Annotated in this window: 15 protein-coding genes; 11 read left to right on the forward strand and 4 right to left on the reverse strand. The window is 40.3% G+C overall.

The genetic code is table 11. The features are described 5' to 3' along the window. Nucleotides 1–36: 36 nt before the first annotated feature. From R2S67_RS03600 to R2S67_RS03640, 9 genes are all read left to right on the forward strand, one after another. On the forward strand, nt 37–318 hold the full coding sequence (locus tag R2S67_RS03600) for an HlyU family transcriptional regulator (RefSeq protein ID WP_005394488.1): 282 nt from the start codon (nt 37–39) through the stop codon (nt 316–318). Between the two features lie 435 nt (nt 319–753). Then, on the forward strand, nt 754–2,310 hold the full coding sequence (locus tag R2S67_RS03605; protein ID WP_317342296.1) for a Re/Si-specific NAD(P)(+) transhydrogenase subunit alpha: 1,557 nt from the start codon (nt 754–756) through the stop codon (nt 2,308–2,310). A gap of 8 nt (nt 2,311–2,318) precedes the next feature. After that, nucleotides 2,319–3,695 (forward strand): Re/Si-specific NAD(P)(+) transhydrogenase subunit beta, encoded by a 1,377-nt coding sequence (gene pntB, locus R2S67_RS03610; RefSeq protein WP_317342297.1) that lies wholly within the window; start codon nt 2,319–2,321, stop codon nt 3,693–3,695. A 155-nt stretch (nt 3,696–3,850) separates the two neighbouring features. Further along, nucleotides 3,851–5,305 (forward strand): sensor histidine kinase VxrA, encoded by a 1,455-nt coding sequence (gene vxrA / locus R2S67_RS03615; RefSeq protein ID WP_005394482.1) that lies wholly within the window; start codon nt 3,851–3,853, stop codon nt 5,303–5,305. Next, the gene (gene vxrB, locus R2S67_RS03620; protein WP_005394480.1) at nt 5,280–5,942 is read left to right on the forward strand and encodes a response regulator transcription factor VxrB; all 663 of its coding nucleotides are present in this window, start codon (nt 5,280–5,282) and stop codon (nt 5,940–5,942) included. Before vxrA ends, vxrB begins: the two co-directional genes overlap by 26 nt. 6 nt (nt 5,943–5,948) lie before the next feature. Next, nucleotides 5,949–6,830 (forward strand): DUF2861 family protein, encoded by an 882-nt coding sequence (locus R2S67_RS03625; protein WP_005394478.1) that lies wholly within the window; start codon nt 5,949–5,951, stop codon nt 6,828–6,830. 60 nt (nt 6,831–6,890) lie between these two features. Beyond that, complete coding sequence (locus R2S67_RS03630) at nt 6,891–8,012, forward strand: conjugal transfer protein TraF (RefSeq protein WP_046875459.1); 1,122 nt, start codon at nt 6,891–6,893, stop codon at nt 8,010–8,012. A gap of 42 nt (nt 8,013–8,054) precedes the next feature. Then, nucleotides 8,055–8,216 carry a YoaH family protein gene (locus tag R2S67_RS03635; protein ID WP_005394474.1) on the forward strand — a complete coding sequence of 54 codons (162 nt, stop codon included), beginning with the start codon at nt 8,055–8,057 and terminating at the stop codon, nt 8,214–8,216. Nucleotides 8,217–9,129: 913 nt separating this feature from the next. Next, complete coding sequence (locus tag R2S67_RS03640; protein ID WP_046875460.1) at nt 9,130–9,519, forward strand: universal stress protein; 390 nt, start codon at nt 9,130–9,132, stop codon at nt 9,517–9,519. 102 nt (nt 9,520–9,621) lie between these two features. Here the strand turns inward: R2S67_RS03640 and R2S67_RS03645 are convergent, their stop codons facing one another. Together R2S67_RS03645 and R2S67_RS03650 are read right to left on the reverse strand one after the other, a co-directional pair. Next, the gene (locus R2S67_RS03645) at nt 9,622–9,834 is read right to left on the reverse strand and encodes a hypothetical protein (RefSeq protein WP_012842272.1); all 213 of its coding nucleotides are present in this window, start codon (nt 9,832–9,834) and stop codon (nt 9,622–9,624) included. 306 nt (nt 9,835–10,140) lie between these two features. Then, nucleotides 10,141–10,980: a LysR family transcriptional regulator gene (locus R2S67_RS03650; protein WP_317342301.1), complete on the reverse strand. Its 840-nt coding sequence runs from the start codon at nt 10,978–10,980 to the stop codon at nt 10,141–10,143. Nucleotides 10,981–11,798: 818 nt separating this feature from the next. Between R2S67_RS03650 and R2S67_RS03655 the strand changes: the two genes are divergently transcribed. Next, entirely contained in the window at nt 11,799–12,137 is a 339-nt protein-coding gene (locus R2S67_RS03655; RefSeq protein ID WP_317342303.1) for a hypothetical protein, read from the forward strand. 87 nt (nt 12,138–12,224) lie between these two features. Next, nucleotides 12,225–12,590 carry a regulator gene (locus R2S67_RS03660; RefSeq protein ID WP_274021306.1) on the forward strand — a complete coding sequence of 122 codons (366 nt, stop codon included), beginning with the start codon at nt 12,225–12,227 and terminating at the stop codon, nt 12,588–12,590. Nucleotides 12,591–12,615: 25 nt separating this feature from the next. On the opposite strand, the gene R2S67_RS03665 is transcribed toward R2S67_RS03660, so the two are convergent. Both R2S67_RS03665 and R2S67_RS03670 read right to left on the reverse strand, forming a co-directional pair. Then, entirely contained in the window at nt 12,616–13,170 is a 555-nt protein-coding gene (locus R2S67_RS03665; RefSeq protein WP_069514759.1) for a hypothetical protein, read from the reverse strand. After that, on the reverse strand, nt 13,136–14,176 hold the full coding sequence (locus R2S67_RS03670; protein ID WP_317342304.1) for a hypothetical protein: 1,041 nt from the start codon (nt 14,174–14,176) through the stop codon (nt 13,136–13,138). The genes R2S67_RS03665 and R2S67_RS03670 overlap by 35 nt, the downstream gene beginning before the upstream one ends. Nucleotides 14,177–14,182: the final 6 nt, after the last annotated feature.

A 14,182-nucleotide genomic window follows, 5' to 3' on the forward strand; every position in this document is an offset into this window, starting at 1 on the left:
GCTTAATCTATCGATGAGCTTACCCAAGGAGGAACCGTGGGATTTTTTTCGCGTTTGTTTGGTGGTAGTGAAAAGACTGCTGAAGTAAAAACTGTGGAACCAGTTGAGTACAAAGGTTTCCTTATTTACCAAGAGAGCCTTTCTGAGGGTGGGCAATACCGCATTGCTGGTCGAATAGAAAAGCAATACGACGATGAGGTAAAAACGCATCGATTTATTCGTTCAGATTTGCTCGGCTCGGAACAAGATGCCAATGAACTTATGTTGAAGAAATCTCAAATGTTTATCGATCAAATGGGCGATAAAATCTTCGACTAACAATTCACCGCAACTTGATTCCAATCATCTTAAAAAGAGCCATTAGTGTATATGCTGATGGCTCTTTCTTTTTTAGAGCTTAAATGTTTGTTAAGTCAGCATTTAATTATGATCTGGTTAGACCTCAGTCTAGTAAGGCATAGCGTTGTTATTTTTCGTGCTCAGAGCGACAATCATTCATTACTTAGCGTTATATGTAATGAAATTTAGTATTTAAATTACAAAACACTTGAAGTAATGAGACGCGTTCGATACAAACAGAATAATAACAGGGCTGTTAGTCAAGGTGTTATTGTGCAAATGGGTGGCCCCAAACACCATCTTTCGTTTGCAATTGTCTTGCGTGGTAAACAGATAGAAATAAAAAAGAGTTAGAGTAGAGCGACGCTCTGTTTTGGGACTAATTTATTGATATGTATACAAGGAGTATGCGTTTTGCAAATCGGTGTACCTAAAGAGATACTTGCGGGTGAATCGCGAGTAGCTGCATCGCCGAAGTCGGTTGAGCAGTTAATAAAGTTGGGATTCGATATCGCGATTGAATCCCAAGCGGGGGTGCTTGCGAGTTTCGATGATGCTGCTTATGAAGCTGCTGGTGCGAAAATCGTTTCTAGTGAAGAAGTTTGGGCATCTGGTCTTATTCTAAAAGTTAATGCGCCAATCGTAGATGAAGAACAAGGCATTGACGAAATCGCACTACTACAAGATGGTGCAACGCTTGTTAGCTTTATTTGGCCTGCTCAAAACGCAGAGTTGATGGAACAACTTTCAAGTAAGAACATTAACGTTCTTGCCATGGATTCCGTTCCTCGTATCTCTCGTGCACAAGCCTTAGACGCGCTCTCTTCGATGGCTAACATCGCTGGGTATCGTGCGGTTGTTGAAGCAGCTCATGAGTTTGGTCGTTTCTTTACAGGTCAAATCACGGCTGCCGGTAAAGTACCACCAGCGAAAGTATTGGTCGCGGGTGCGGGTGTGGCTGGTTTGGCTGCAATCGGTGCTGCGGGTAGCTTAGGAGCTATTGTTCGTGCATTTGACGTTCGCCCAGAAGTAAAAGAACAAGTTGAGTCCATGGGAGCAGAGTTCCTGACCGTGGATTTCCAAGAAGACTCTGGTTCTGGTGACGGCTACGCAAAAGAAATGTCCGATGACTTCAACAAAAAAGCGGCAGAGTTATACGCAGAGCAAGCTAAAGATGTTGATATCATCATTACAACGGCACTAATCCCTGGCAAACCTGCTCCGAAGCTGATCACCAAGGAAATGGTCGACAGTATGAAAGCGGGCAGTGTTATTGTTGACTTGGCAGCTGCTAATGGAGGTAACTGTGAATACACAGTGAAAGACCAAGTTATCATGACAGATAATGGCGTAAAAATTGTTGGTTACACTGACATGGTCGGCCGTTTGCCAACGCAATCTTCTCAACTTTACGCGACAAACCTTGTTAACCTTCTAAAACTGCTGTGTAAAGAAAAAGACGGTAACATCAATATTGATTTCGAAGATGTTGTTATCCGTGGTGTCACCGTGGTTAAAGAAGGTGAAATTACATGGCCTGCACCACCAATTCAGGTTTCCGCTCAGCCGCAAGTGAAACAAGAGCAACCTTCGAAACCAGAGCCTAAAGTAGAAGAACCTACCTCTCCAACTAAGAAAATTATTGGTGTAGCCGCGGCAGTAGGTGCTTTTGCTTGGATTGCATCGGTTGCACCGGCAGCGTTCCTTTCTCACTTTACTGTATTTGTTTTAGCTTGTGTTGTCGGCTACTACGTGGTTTGGAATGTTACCCATGCACTTCATACTCCGCTTATGTCGGTAACGAATGCTATCTCCGGCATTATTGTGGTTGGTGCATTACTGCAAATTGGGCAAGGTAATGGGGTCGTTTCATTCCTATCCTTTATTGCTGTATTGATCGCCAGCATCAATATCTTCGGTGGTTTCACCGTCACCAAGCGTATGCTTGAAATGTTCCGCAAAGATAAATAGGAGTTACAATGTCTGCAGGATTAGTACAAGCAGCTTACATTGTTGCTGCATTATTTTTCATCATGAGTTTAGCGGGGCTTTCAAAGCAAGAGTCCGCTCGTAACGGTAACTACTATGGTATCGCAGGTATGACGATCGCGCTGATCGCGACGATCTTCAGCCCTGATGCTCAAGGCTTTGGGTGGATCATTATTGCGATGGCGATAGGTGGGGCGATCGGTATTTTCTATGCGAAGAAAGTAGAAATGACCGAGATGCCAGAACTGGTTGCGATACTGCACAGCTTTGTAGGTTTAGCTGCGGTTTTAGTTGGCTACAACAGTTACCTTGATGGGCCAGAAGCAGCAACTCATGCTGAACATGTTATCCACCTTGTAGAAGTATTCTTGGGTGTTTTCATTGGTGCCGTAACCTTCACGGGTTCAATTGTTGCATTTGGTAAGTTACGTGGTGTGATTTCTTCTTCGCCGCTTAACCTTCCTCACAAGCACAAAATGAACCTTGCAGCGGTTGTGATTTCTACGCTTCTTATGATCTACTTCGTAAAAGCAGATGGCAGCATGTTCGCTCTGATTGTGATGACACTGATTGCGTTCGCGTTCGGTTACCACTTAGTTGCTTCAATTGGTGGTGCTGATATGCCAGTTGTCGTTTCAATGCTGAACTCATATTCAGGTTGGGCAGCAGCAGCAGCAGGTTTCATGCTCGCAAATGATCTATTAATCGTAACAGGTGCGTTGGTTGGTTCTTCAGGTGCGATTCTTTCTTACATCATGTGTAAAGCCATGAACCGTTCGTTTATCAGTGTTATTGCTGGTGGCTTTGGTCAAGAGGTTGTAATTTCAGGTGACGAAGAGCAGGGCGAACACCGCGAAACAACGGCAGAAGAAGTCGCTGAAATGCTGAAAAACTCAAAATCAGTAATCATCACTCCAGGATATGGTATGGCTGTAGCGCAAGCGCAGTATCCAGTGCATGAAATTACTGACGTACTTCGTTCAAAAGGTATTGAGGTTCGCTTTGGTATTCACCCAGTAGCAGGTCGTCTTCCGGGACATATGAACGTGTTACTTGCTGAAGCGAAAGTACCGTATGATATCGTTCTTGAAATGGATGAAATCAATGATGACTTCGCTGAAACAGATACCGTACTGGTTATCGGCGCTAACGATACGGTAAACCCAGCAGCTCTGGAAGATCCGAACAGTCCGATTGCTGGTATGCCTGTACTGGAGGTTTGGAACGCGAAAAATGTAGTGGTATTCAAGCGTTCAATGAATACTGGTTACGCAGGTGTACAGAACCCACTGTTCTTCAAAGAAAATACATCAATGCTATTTGGTGATGCGAAGGAAAGTGTTGAGTCTATTTTTAAAGCACTCTAACTATTCTTGATTTAAAACTATACAGGGTCAGCAATCGCTGGCCCTTTTTTGTTCCGTTTCAATGTTATAGTAATGCAAATCCTTCTGTTAGCAGATGTCAATTGCTTGTAGATTGATGTATAGTTTTGGCTAATGTAACAAGTGACGGTAACAGTTTGATTAAAAAGTTTTTGCTCGGTTTTGCAACTGTATTGCCGCTTTTTTCGGCACCTGCATTTTCCGATTCACTACCAGAAAGAATAGATACGTTTACAGAGCTATTTAATTATGAAGTAGCTCTTAAATCGTATGATATTCGTATTCTGCAATCAAATTATCCTACCAAGTTACTTGCGCCAGATTCGCTTCTGCCGCAAACGTCTGACTATCCGTTAAAAGATATACAACAGCTTTACAGCTTAGCGAATACTTGTCGTGGTAAATTGCCACTAAGTCCTTTAATTACTGAGCCGTTAGTATTTACAAGAGCTATCTGTAAAGGGACGCAACTGACACCACGTTGGTTCTCGCGTAGTGGCCTCATTCACCCTGGTGGTGGGACTTATGCTGCACGCTATGTGGATAAGTATCCAGAACTCAAACCAAAGCTTGCTCAATACATGCATATTAAAGAGCGTGACAATGAGGAAGGGGATGAGTTGTTAGAAAGCTTGAAAAACATGGACGACGACGCCATTAATGCTTTGATTGCAGGCGCGAGCATGTTTATCGAAGGTAACGAACTTTGGTTACGACGTGGTGACCGTTACTTTGTTTTCGAGAAAGATATCTGGGAAGAAAACGTCGCTAATGCGGGTCTGTCGTACGCTCTAGCGTCTCAAAGCAAAAGTTGCTTTGTTAAACGAGGCAATATTTGTTGGGATGTAGAAGATCACTCACAAGTTTTGCGGATCAGTATGATCATACTGGTAATCGCAAATATTCTTCTAGTGATTGGTTGGGCTGTATACCGCTGGAATAGTAAGCGAGAAGAGCTCCGTAGTAGAATGCTTGTGTTGCAAATTTTAACGCATGAGCTCAGAACACCGATTGCATCTCTATCACTGACGGTTGAGGGCTTTCGCCGAGAGTTCGAGCATCTACCTGAAAGCGTATATGACGAGTTTCGCAGATTGTGTGAAGATACACGTCGTTTGCGTCAATTGGCAGAAGCGAGTAAAGATTATTTGCAATCTGATAACCAAATGCTTGCAACAGACTGGGTTCCGTCTGTCGCAGACTGGTTAGAATTTAAGATCGAAGAAGAATTTGATAGTGCCGTGCTTTTCAACATCAATGAAGATGTGGCTGCTAAAGTTAATGTGTACTGGTTAGGAACTTGTATCGATAACTTGCTTCGTAATGCACTTAAGTACGGTATTGCACCAGTTGAATTGGATGTTTCAACTAGTGAAGAAAAAATAGTATTCCAAGTCCGAGATGCTGGTGGCCTAACGGCTAAAGATTGGGCAAATTTGAAGAAACCGTTCGTCAGTAAGAGCGGGTTAGGACTTGGGTTAACAATCGTTGAATCTATGGTAGGCCGCATGGGCGGAAAAATGTCCCTGATGGGACCACCTACAACCTTTATATTGGAGATACCTTGTGAAACAGACACTGCTTCTCGTTGAGGACGATAAAAACTTGGCTGATGGCCTGTTAGTAAGCCTGGAACAAGCAGGATATGAGTGTTTACATGTGGAACGTATTGCAGACGTAGAACCACAATGGAAAAAAGCTGACTTGGTTATTCTCGATCGCCAACTCCCAGATGGTGACTCTGTACAATGTCTCCCAGAATGGAAACAGATTAAAGACGTACCAGTTATCTTGCTAACGGCACTTGTTACCGTAAAAGATAAAGTTGCAGGCCTTGATTCCGGCGCGAACGACTACTTAACGAAGCCTTTTGCTGAAGCGGAACTCTTTGCGAGAATCCGTGCACAGCTACGAGCACCGGATTCAGCAGAGCAAAGCAGCGCTGATAAAGTGATCACAAAAGACTTAGAAATTGATCGTTCAACTCGTGAAGTTACCTATAAAGATGAGCTAATTACGTTAACTCGTACAGAGTTTGATCTACTGCTATTTTTAGCGTCGAACTTAGGTCGCGTGTTTACTCGTGATGAGCTACTTGACCACGTTTGGGGTTACAATCACTTCCCAACGACACGTACTGTGGATACGCACGTATTGCAGCTTCGTCAAAAACTGCCAGGACTGGAAATTGAAACACTTCGCGGTGTTGGCTACAAGATGAAAGCATAAGTCATAATGAAAACACTACTCCCCGTAGTTCTCTCATTAGCGTTAGTGAAACCAGTCCATGCAATGGACTGGTTTCAAACCAACACGCCTTTAACGCAGGCACATCAACACTTACTTGAAGATGATCTTGCCGGTATGTTCAACTCTCTTGTTGAACTGTGGCAAACGGAACCAAGTAAAGATTTGACTCCTCATCTCAATGACCTTCTTGGTCAGTCTCTATCTAAAAACTGTGGCAAGTCTCTCACTGGTGTAACGCTGCCTGAATGGATAAGTGGCGTGAACGTTATTCGTCAGACCATCCAAAGCCCTGGGCGAGATACATTTAGATTAGTGATCAAGCTAAGAGCTACAACTGACATCGAAAATATTTCATTTAATCGATGGGTGGATGATTCTATATCCGCAGACAGTTCATTCAGTTATGAAGAACAGCCGAGCGGTACGGAATTAGCCAATGAGCGTAGTTATTCGAAACGCTATAACCTCACGGGTAAGCTTGAAGCAGGCTTGTATCACTTAACTATTGTTTCTAAAGATAAACAAGAGTATCGAACTTGGGTAATATTAGGAGATTCCAATTCTTCGCAATATGTTCGTTGGACATCTAAAGAGAATTGGAAAGTAGAAAAGAGCGCACTTCGTAATCCCCATTGTCCATTACCGCAACTTGAAGTTGGTTTATATGACTACATTGATGGTCAATACGAGCAAATGTGGAAAAAGACGTACGAGTCTAACTATCCCAATTCACTAGAGCTTGCGGGTGTCCCAAATGATAGATACGTGCTAGCAGTGAGTATCAACAGTCGTCGTTGGCAGGGCGATATAATTGTTGAGCAAGCTCAAACTATTAGCCGAACCTATGATCTTTCCCAAGAAGAATAGTTAAAGAAATACCATTTGTGCCGATAAAGGTTCAGGAAGAACCAAAATCACAAGTGTAGTATGAAAACCAAATATAAAATTCTAGCCACCTCAGTTGCCACCACACTTTTCGCAAACGTTGCTTCGGCTGCCACTTATGCGATAGAAGCTCGTAGCGATGCGATGGGTGGCGTTGGTACGGTATCAGCAACTTATCTGACTGCTCCTTTTTTCAACCCCGCACTTACTGCAATTTATCGCCGAAACGACGATGCAGGAATGATCGTGCCAAGTTTTGGTGGTAACTACGATGATCAATATGATCTTGTCGATGAAATCGAACGCATCAGCAAATTGACCGATGTCGATGAAATCAAAAAATCGATGAATGCCATAGATGGAAAAAAAACTGACTTTGATCTTGGTGGCGTTGTCGCTATAGGTATTCCTAATAAATTTTTATCTGCAACTGCATACGGTAAGTTATACACTGAATCATTCGTACAACCAAAAGTAGATACGTCAGGTACTAATCCGTTAGACGATAGCTACGTACAAGGTGTTTCTATTGGTGTTGCTGAAGCAGGTGTATCACTTGCTAAATACACCAACTTTATGAATCAACACCTTTCATTTGGTGTTACGCCTAAACTTCAGCGTATTTATACGTACTCTTACGCCACGAGTTTTCAGAATTTCGATACCAAAGACTTACGTGAACATGAGACAGCGGAAACGATGTTTAACTTGGATGCGGGCGCGCTTTGGTTCTTTGGCCCATATCGTGTCGGTATTTCAGCAAAAAACTTGATCGGAAGAGACGTTAAAACAAAATCGTTCATGTATGGCAGTGATACGATAAAATCATACGAATACAGCATGCGTCCCGTATATACGGTCGGGGCAGGGGTTGTTGCCGATTACTTTACTATGAGTGTCGACTACGATCTTAATGAAGAAAAACGTTTTTCATCCTTTGATGATAATACACAAATGATTCGAGCTGGTATTGAATTTGATATCTTGCGTCAAATGGCATTGCGAGCGGGTTATATGAAAAACTTAGCTCGAAGTAGCGACGAAGGTACCATTACTGCAGGTATTGGACTGTCTCCACTTAAGTTGATCGAATTAGATATTGCTGCTCAGTACACGAACGAGAACGCAATGGGGGCATCCATTAATTTCCTTGCGACCTATTAATTGAATCGTTATAGTCTGCTCCTCAAAATGAGGAGCTTTTTTATGTTTGACGATTTACCCCCTCTATCTCACCAAGAGCAACAACAAGCTGTAGAGAAAATTCAAGAATTGATGGCGAAGGGCACAAGTACAGCAGAAGCCATCAAAATTGTTGCCGAACAGATTCGATCCGAGTACGCAGAAAAACAACAGCAACAAAACTAATTAATTCATATCAGGGCTTTGGCCCTGTTTTTTTGGTCTCATTATCCTCAAATATTTTCACACCTTAACGTAGTTACGTCGTAACGTTATTTCTATACCTTTCAATTTATTCAACTTCCTCTATTCTGTACTAAGCAGTTGGTAAAATTTTACTTGTTTAGGTTAACCTTGATGCGTTCTGGCATGAACGGATATGGGGTAAAATGCTATTTTTTAAATTAAAATCAATAAAGTCAGCGGCTTGCGTTGGTTTTTTGTGTTGTGTTTCTATTTCGGTCATGTTTTTGTGTAATTAAATTACAAGACGTTTGTTGGGTATTTTTTCAAGTAGAGGATTATGCTAAAAAGGCAAAAAAGACACGTTGTAACAGAAAAATAAAATCTGAATATAGTTATATAATTGACCTTATAGAGACAGTAAGTACTCGCAGACGTATGTCGGTTTTAGATTGAAGGACTCTGTTTTAACTCTAAACCTTGTCTTTAATTCAGTGTTGTCTATGAAAATAACTCTTAATCTTGATCGATGGATTACACGAAGAAATTACTTATTGCCAAGTGGTTTCACTAAACTAGGCGACGTTGTAATTAGGAATATAAAACAAGCTGCAATAGAAATTGACAGGATTTAGAAGCGTAGTGACAGTGTAACGCGGGTTTGTTTGCGTTAGCTACATAGTTATGTAAATCCTAAGGAGGGAGAACAAAATGGGCCACATATCAATAACTGGTTCCTAATTCACTAGTTGACTTCACGAGCCTTCAATGGCTATTAGATAGCTGATCGCTCGGCTGTTTCCACATTCTTATATCAAACTCCCATATTTTCATGAAATATGAGTTTAGACATTGCATTCGCTCTTAGTGAACTAGACTTACTATAAGCACATGAAAACTAACTAGGAGAGAAAGAATGAGTTACAAGCACGTTTTAGTCGCTGTTGATTTATCTCAATCTAGCCAAGTCGTTATCGAAAAAGCAATAACTCAAGCAAAGAACTCGAACGCCAAACTTTCATTCGTTTATGTGGATGTTGATCGTGTGATCATGGAGCCGAAAGAAGAACAAAAGTTGCAAAAGGAGCTACAAGAACTCGCTGATAAATGCCTATATCCAGTACACGAGACGATGGCAGTTATCGGTGACCTTCATATCAAATTGTCGGGAATCGTAAAAAAAGAGGGAATAGACCTAGTTGTCTGCGGTCATCATCATAATTTATTGAGCCGTTTCTTTTCATCGGTACCAAAGGTAGCGAATGAGGTTGAAGCGGATTTATTGATTGTTTACTTGGATGAGTGACAGTAACGCAGGTTTGTGCCACATCTTTTGTAATCCCGTTTTTCGCATATTAAAAAGCCGAACGTTTGTGTTCGGCTTTACGTATGATTGACGACAAAATAATTAACCAGGAATGGCAGAAGCCTCTTGGGATAAAATAGATGCAGACTCTGCGTTTGACTGCAAATCAAAATGCACGTTAACTTGCACACCTTCTCGCTCAAAAGTGACATCATCAAAATCGGTCATAGCGATTTTGAATCCATTTCTAGCAAAAAAGCCAGTCACCATAGTTCGCTGCTTAATTTCTAGTGCAGACGCGAGTAGCTTATCCATGGCATTCTCCTTGGTTATTGTGGGGATATGGGTAGAAGATACACGCAGAACGGTATGAAATCAATTTAATATAAAGCTGCTTTCGATTAAATTTTTAATGTAAGTCAATCTATCGTTTAACCCACGTGATTTATTCCACGCAAAGCCTTGATAATGAAACGGTATAGCATCTCATGTTGTGATAACAAGCATAAAGATGGGGATTTTCATAAATGCCTAACGAGGCTCTTTGATACAATACGTTACAAAGCTTCTCGCTAGACCTCATGAGTTATCAAAGGAAAATTATAAACCTGAAAAGCCATCCTAAAGTGATTCATTTTTCAATATTTTTGATAACTCAGACCTAATAAAAGTAGATATTTCAGCTAGCTTTCTTGGTAAAGGGTTTTGATAAGGGTAGGCGATATACATGGAGCGTTCTATATCAAAATTTTGTGAAATTTGGATATTGTTGTCTATATGGTTACCTTTTACAAGGTAATTTGGAATGACGCCAACCCCAACCCCCTCAGAGACAAAGTTTATTAAAATAGAGGTGTTATCAACTTCGATAACGTCAGTATACTGCTTTTTAATTGATTCCTTATTCGAGTGATTATTGTAGATTAATAGCGTGTTGTTATTGGCATTGTTAACTGTAGATATTAAAACGTCGTTATAATCACCGATTTTATGTGCAATCAGAGTGTCATCAATAATGTTATTAAGCCTAATCGCTAAATCTACACTGCTTTCTAATAAATTCTCAACATCGTTACTTGATGATATTTCAAAGTTAACTGCTGGATATCGCTCTTGTAAGCCTTTAAGAACAGAGCCAAAAATAGAAGAGGCTATAGAGTTGGGCATTGTAATTTTAAACTTTCCATTAATGCATTCACTCAACGAGCTAGCTCTGTAATTTAACTCCTGAAAGCTCTCTAACGTTTTGATGGCAAGCTCTCTAATGCTTTCACCATGATCAGTTAAAACGAGTTTTCTTGTTGTCCTGTGGACGAGTGTTACACCAAGTTGTTTTTCTAATGCCGCTAACTGCCTGCTGACTTGAGCTTTCGACTTTCCAAGTTCTTTTGATGCCTCTGTAAGAGAGAGGTGTTTACAAATGGCTGCAAAGCAGACCAGCTCATTGTTCATCAATTCCATGATTGTTACCTTTTTGCAACTCTGAGTCACGTTGTCTTTTAACGGGAGGGAAAGTATAACTTGCATCAACGGAGGGGGACAATGATATTTAAAAGCCGTCATGAAATAATGGCAGACTACTACCTTAATAAAACCATATTGGATATTAAGTTAAACAAATATCCTGAAGAAATTAACTCAATCGACTTAAATAACGAAACGGAAAATTTAAAAATAAAAGTTCTCTCTCGTGAACTTACTAAGTTAGATTCAGGTGATTTAATTGTCGATTGCGCATCATTGATAATGACTCATTCAAAATCGACAWAAGCAATAATAAAGATCGAACTTGAAAATAATTCTTTAAATTATAAAGTTAAAAATGTGAGAATATTTAAATATGAAGACTGCAATACAAAATTCGAAAAGATCTGTTTATCAGAAAGGTACATTGTATAGAATAATAAATAATATTAGTGCTTTGTATACAAAATCGTTAGTAAAATTATTTGGTGAAGAGTTGAGAATCCATCATTGCAAACATAAAATTAATGTAAGAACCACTAGCGAGTTGAGTGAACATATGAAGAAAGATCTAGGTATAGATTGAAAAGTAGAGAGTTTACATCTAATGGATGCCTTGTTCCTATAAAGCTAATGTAATAATTACACTTTTTGGGATGGATAATACGTGACCATAAGTGAGAACATTGAATTTTATCATCCTTTCGATAACTTAAAACATAAGTTATCGAAAGGATAAATGAGCAATAAATTTGAAGACAAAGACTTTAAGCAATCGTTAGGTTGCTTCTCTGATATAACTTAAACACTAGCTCATGCCCAGCAGAGTTAGTATCAGAACTTCAAGAACGCCAGCCAAAGATCTTGTTAAGTCAGAAAGTTGGAGAGAAATAATCGAATATCCAATACAGTTGTTCGGTTACTTGAATGAGCAAGATGCAGAACAAACGCGTATAGTGTCGAACGTAACCCAAGATACAGTGCAGGAACTTAATCAGCTACACGGTTTTAAAGTTGATGACTGGTTCTTATCAAGTGGTCGCTGTGGTGAAATAAAAGTTCACGGCCCATACAAGACAGCTGATGAAGCTTGCAAAGCTGCAACAGCCAAATACGGTGTCACTAAGCTATCATCGCCAATGCTAATCTTCTAAGCCTAAAGTGCGTATTATGGGCGCTTATGTTGAATTCGATTGCATATGCGTATCCTATAAAATGTCTCTCTTTTGAGGGACAATTCAATGAAGTATCACGAAATGACTAAAAACTATATTTTTCGTGAATTTGAATGTGGTTTAACCGTCGAAGAAGCTGCCAAACTTTGTTTGAAAACTGTGAGAACGGTCAAGGAATGGGATAAGGGAAAATCCATTCCGCCAGAATGCAAACGCTTGATGAGAATGAACAAGGGTAAGGAATTAAGCTCATGTGATGAGTGGGAAAACTTCATCATGAGGCATGATAGATTAGAACTGCCTACCGGTCAGCTGGTAACCGCGCAACAAATTTTGATTGGGGTGGCGTTGCTCGAACTCGGTGCTTCAAATGATATGAAAGTTGCTCATCGTATTCTTAAATATGCAAGAGTGCTTAAGACAATGATATAGAAGAGGCTCCTAACGGAGCCTTTTGTCATGGTGTTTTCTTTATAGACGAGCTATGGTGTTTTCTTTGTAGACGAGCTCTTGTATCTTGATTAGTCTCAGATAGCTGAATTAGGAACGTTGCACCTTGGAATATAACAATTCCAAGTGTATAAATAATCCCATATGCTCCAACACAAATAGCAGAGAAGCTAATCTGTTTAAGAAAACCTATTGAATCTGAACTGAGCACTAGGCTTGGGGTGACGTAATAACAAAGTGAAAATATGACGCTACCTATCAAAATGAACGAAGTAATGGTAATAGGATGGATCAAGCCACGACTACGTTTCATATGATCGGCAGCTTCCTCTACTGTTTCTGCATTCTCGATACCGACTTGTAACTCAATTTTCATCAAACTAAGCCAAGCCCCCATGACCCCGAAAACAATTGCAGAAACGGTAATTAGCATATTTACGAAGTCTTTTTGATTGGCTCCCTTTACATTGTCGCCATAAACAAAACCGACGGATATAGCGAGAATTAGACACAAGACGTTGAAGTATTTAAGCAACGTTTTGTTGTTCTCCACCTTGTACATTTGAAAAGACTCCCGAATTTTTTATTAATTGCATAAGCGACTCTAAATCTGGCTGATCAACTTCGTGGAAACGGATTTGACCTTCTAACGTTATCACTCTAGCAGCTCCGGACATCCAGTGAGTTTTACTTTCGCCTCTCAACCTAAAACCAACGTTGTATTCATCCGAGCCGCCGCTCGATTCATAGGCTTCAAACAATTTTTTGACGTGTTCTTGGGTTAAGTCGACTGGCATTGTAACACGACTAGACCTTCGCTTTGTCATCGGTAAACCTTTAAATGCACGAACAAATCGTTCAATGGAGGTGTGCTCATCGTCTTTAATTACTTGTTCCGATGACAAGTCTTTTACAACTTTCGTTATACTATGAGCATTTTCGATAAAGTATTGCTTTTCGACGCTTTCCATATCTAAAGTAAAAGACACTAGAGGATGAGCACTTTTAACAGGAAAGCGCAGATCTACATCTAAACCAATGCTAGATGTTGTACATAGACCTCTAATTCTTACATCTCCGTCCATTCGATCTACTAGATGCGAACAGTAGTTTCTCAAATAACCTCTCATATAGTAGCGAAAAGCCAAAATTCCACTCTGTCTTAAGTCTATTTTGATGGGTGCAATCAAGTTGTGTTTAGGCGAAATATAGAAATAGGTAGGAAAACCCGGAATACTGTCTTCATCAATTCTAGTATGATTAACTTTTGCTGTTTCTGGGATTGCATTTTTTCTAACAGAACCAACACCTTTATTTGAAGCGTGGACTTTGTTCCATAAACCTAATATGTAGTCTCCATCTTTTTCATAAAAATCGAGGCAGTAGGCTTCTAAAGTTTGGCTATTTGCGTCAAAGGTCTGCGTTTCTACAAGAGGCTTTCTTGAGTCGAATGCCCATGCCTTTAGTTCTTTCATCAAATCCTTCGGCGATAAATAAGGTTCATGTTCGTCGCTGTAGATACCCAATTTATCTAGGCGATAACAAGTTAACTCAATTTCTTTGTTCATGTTTAT

Origin of the sequence: Vibrio sp. T13N (assembly GCF_032970445.1) — a bacterium.
GTDB lineage: Bacteria > Pseudomonadota > Gammaproteobacteria > Enterobacterales > Vibrionaceae > Vibrio > Vibrio diabolicus.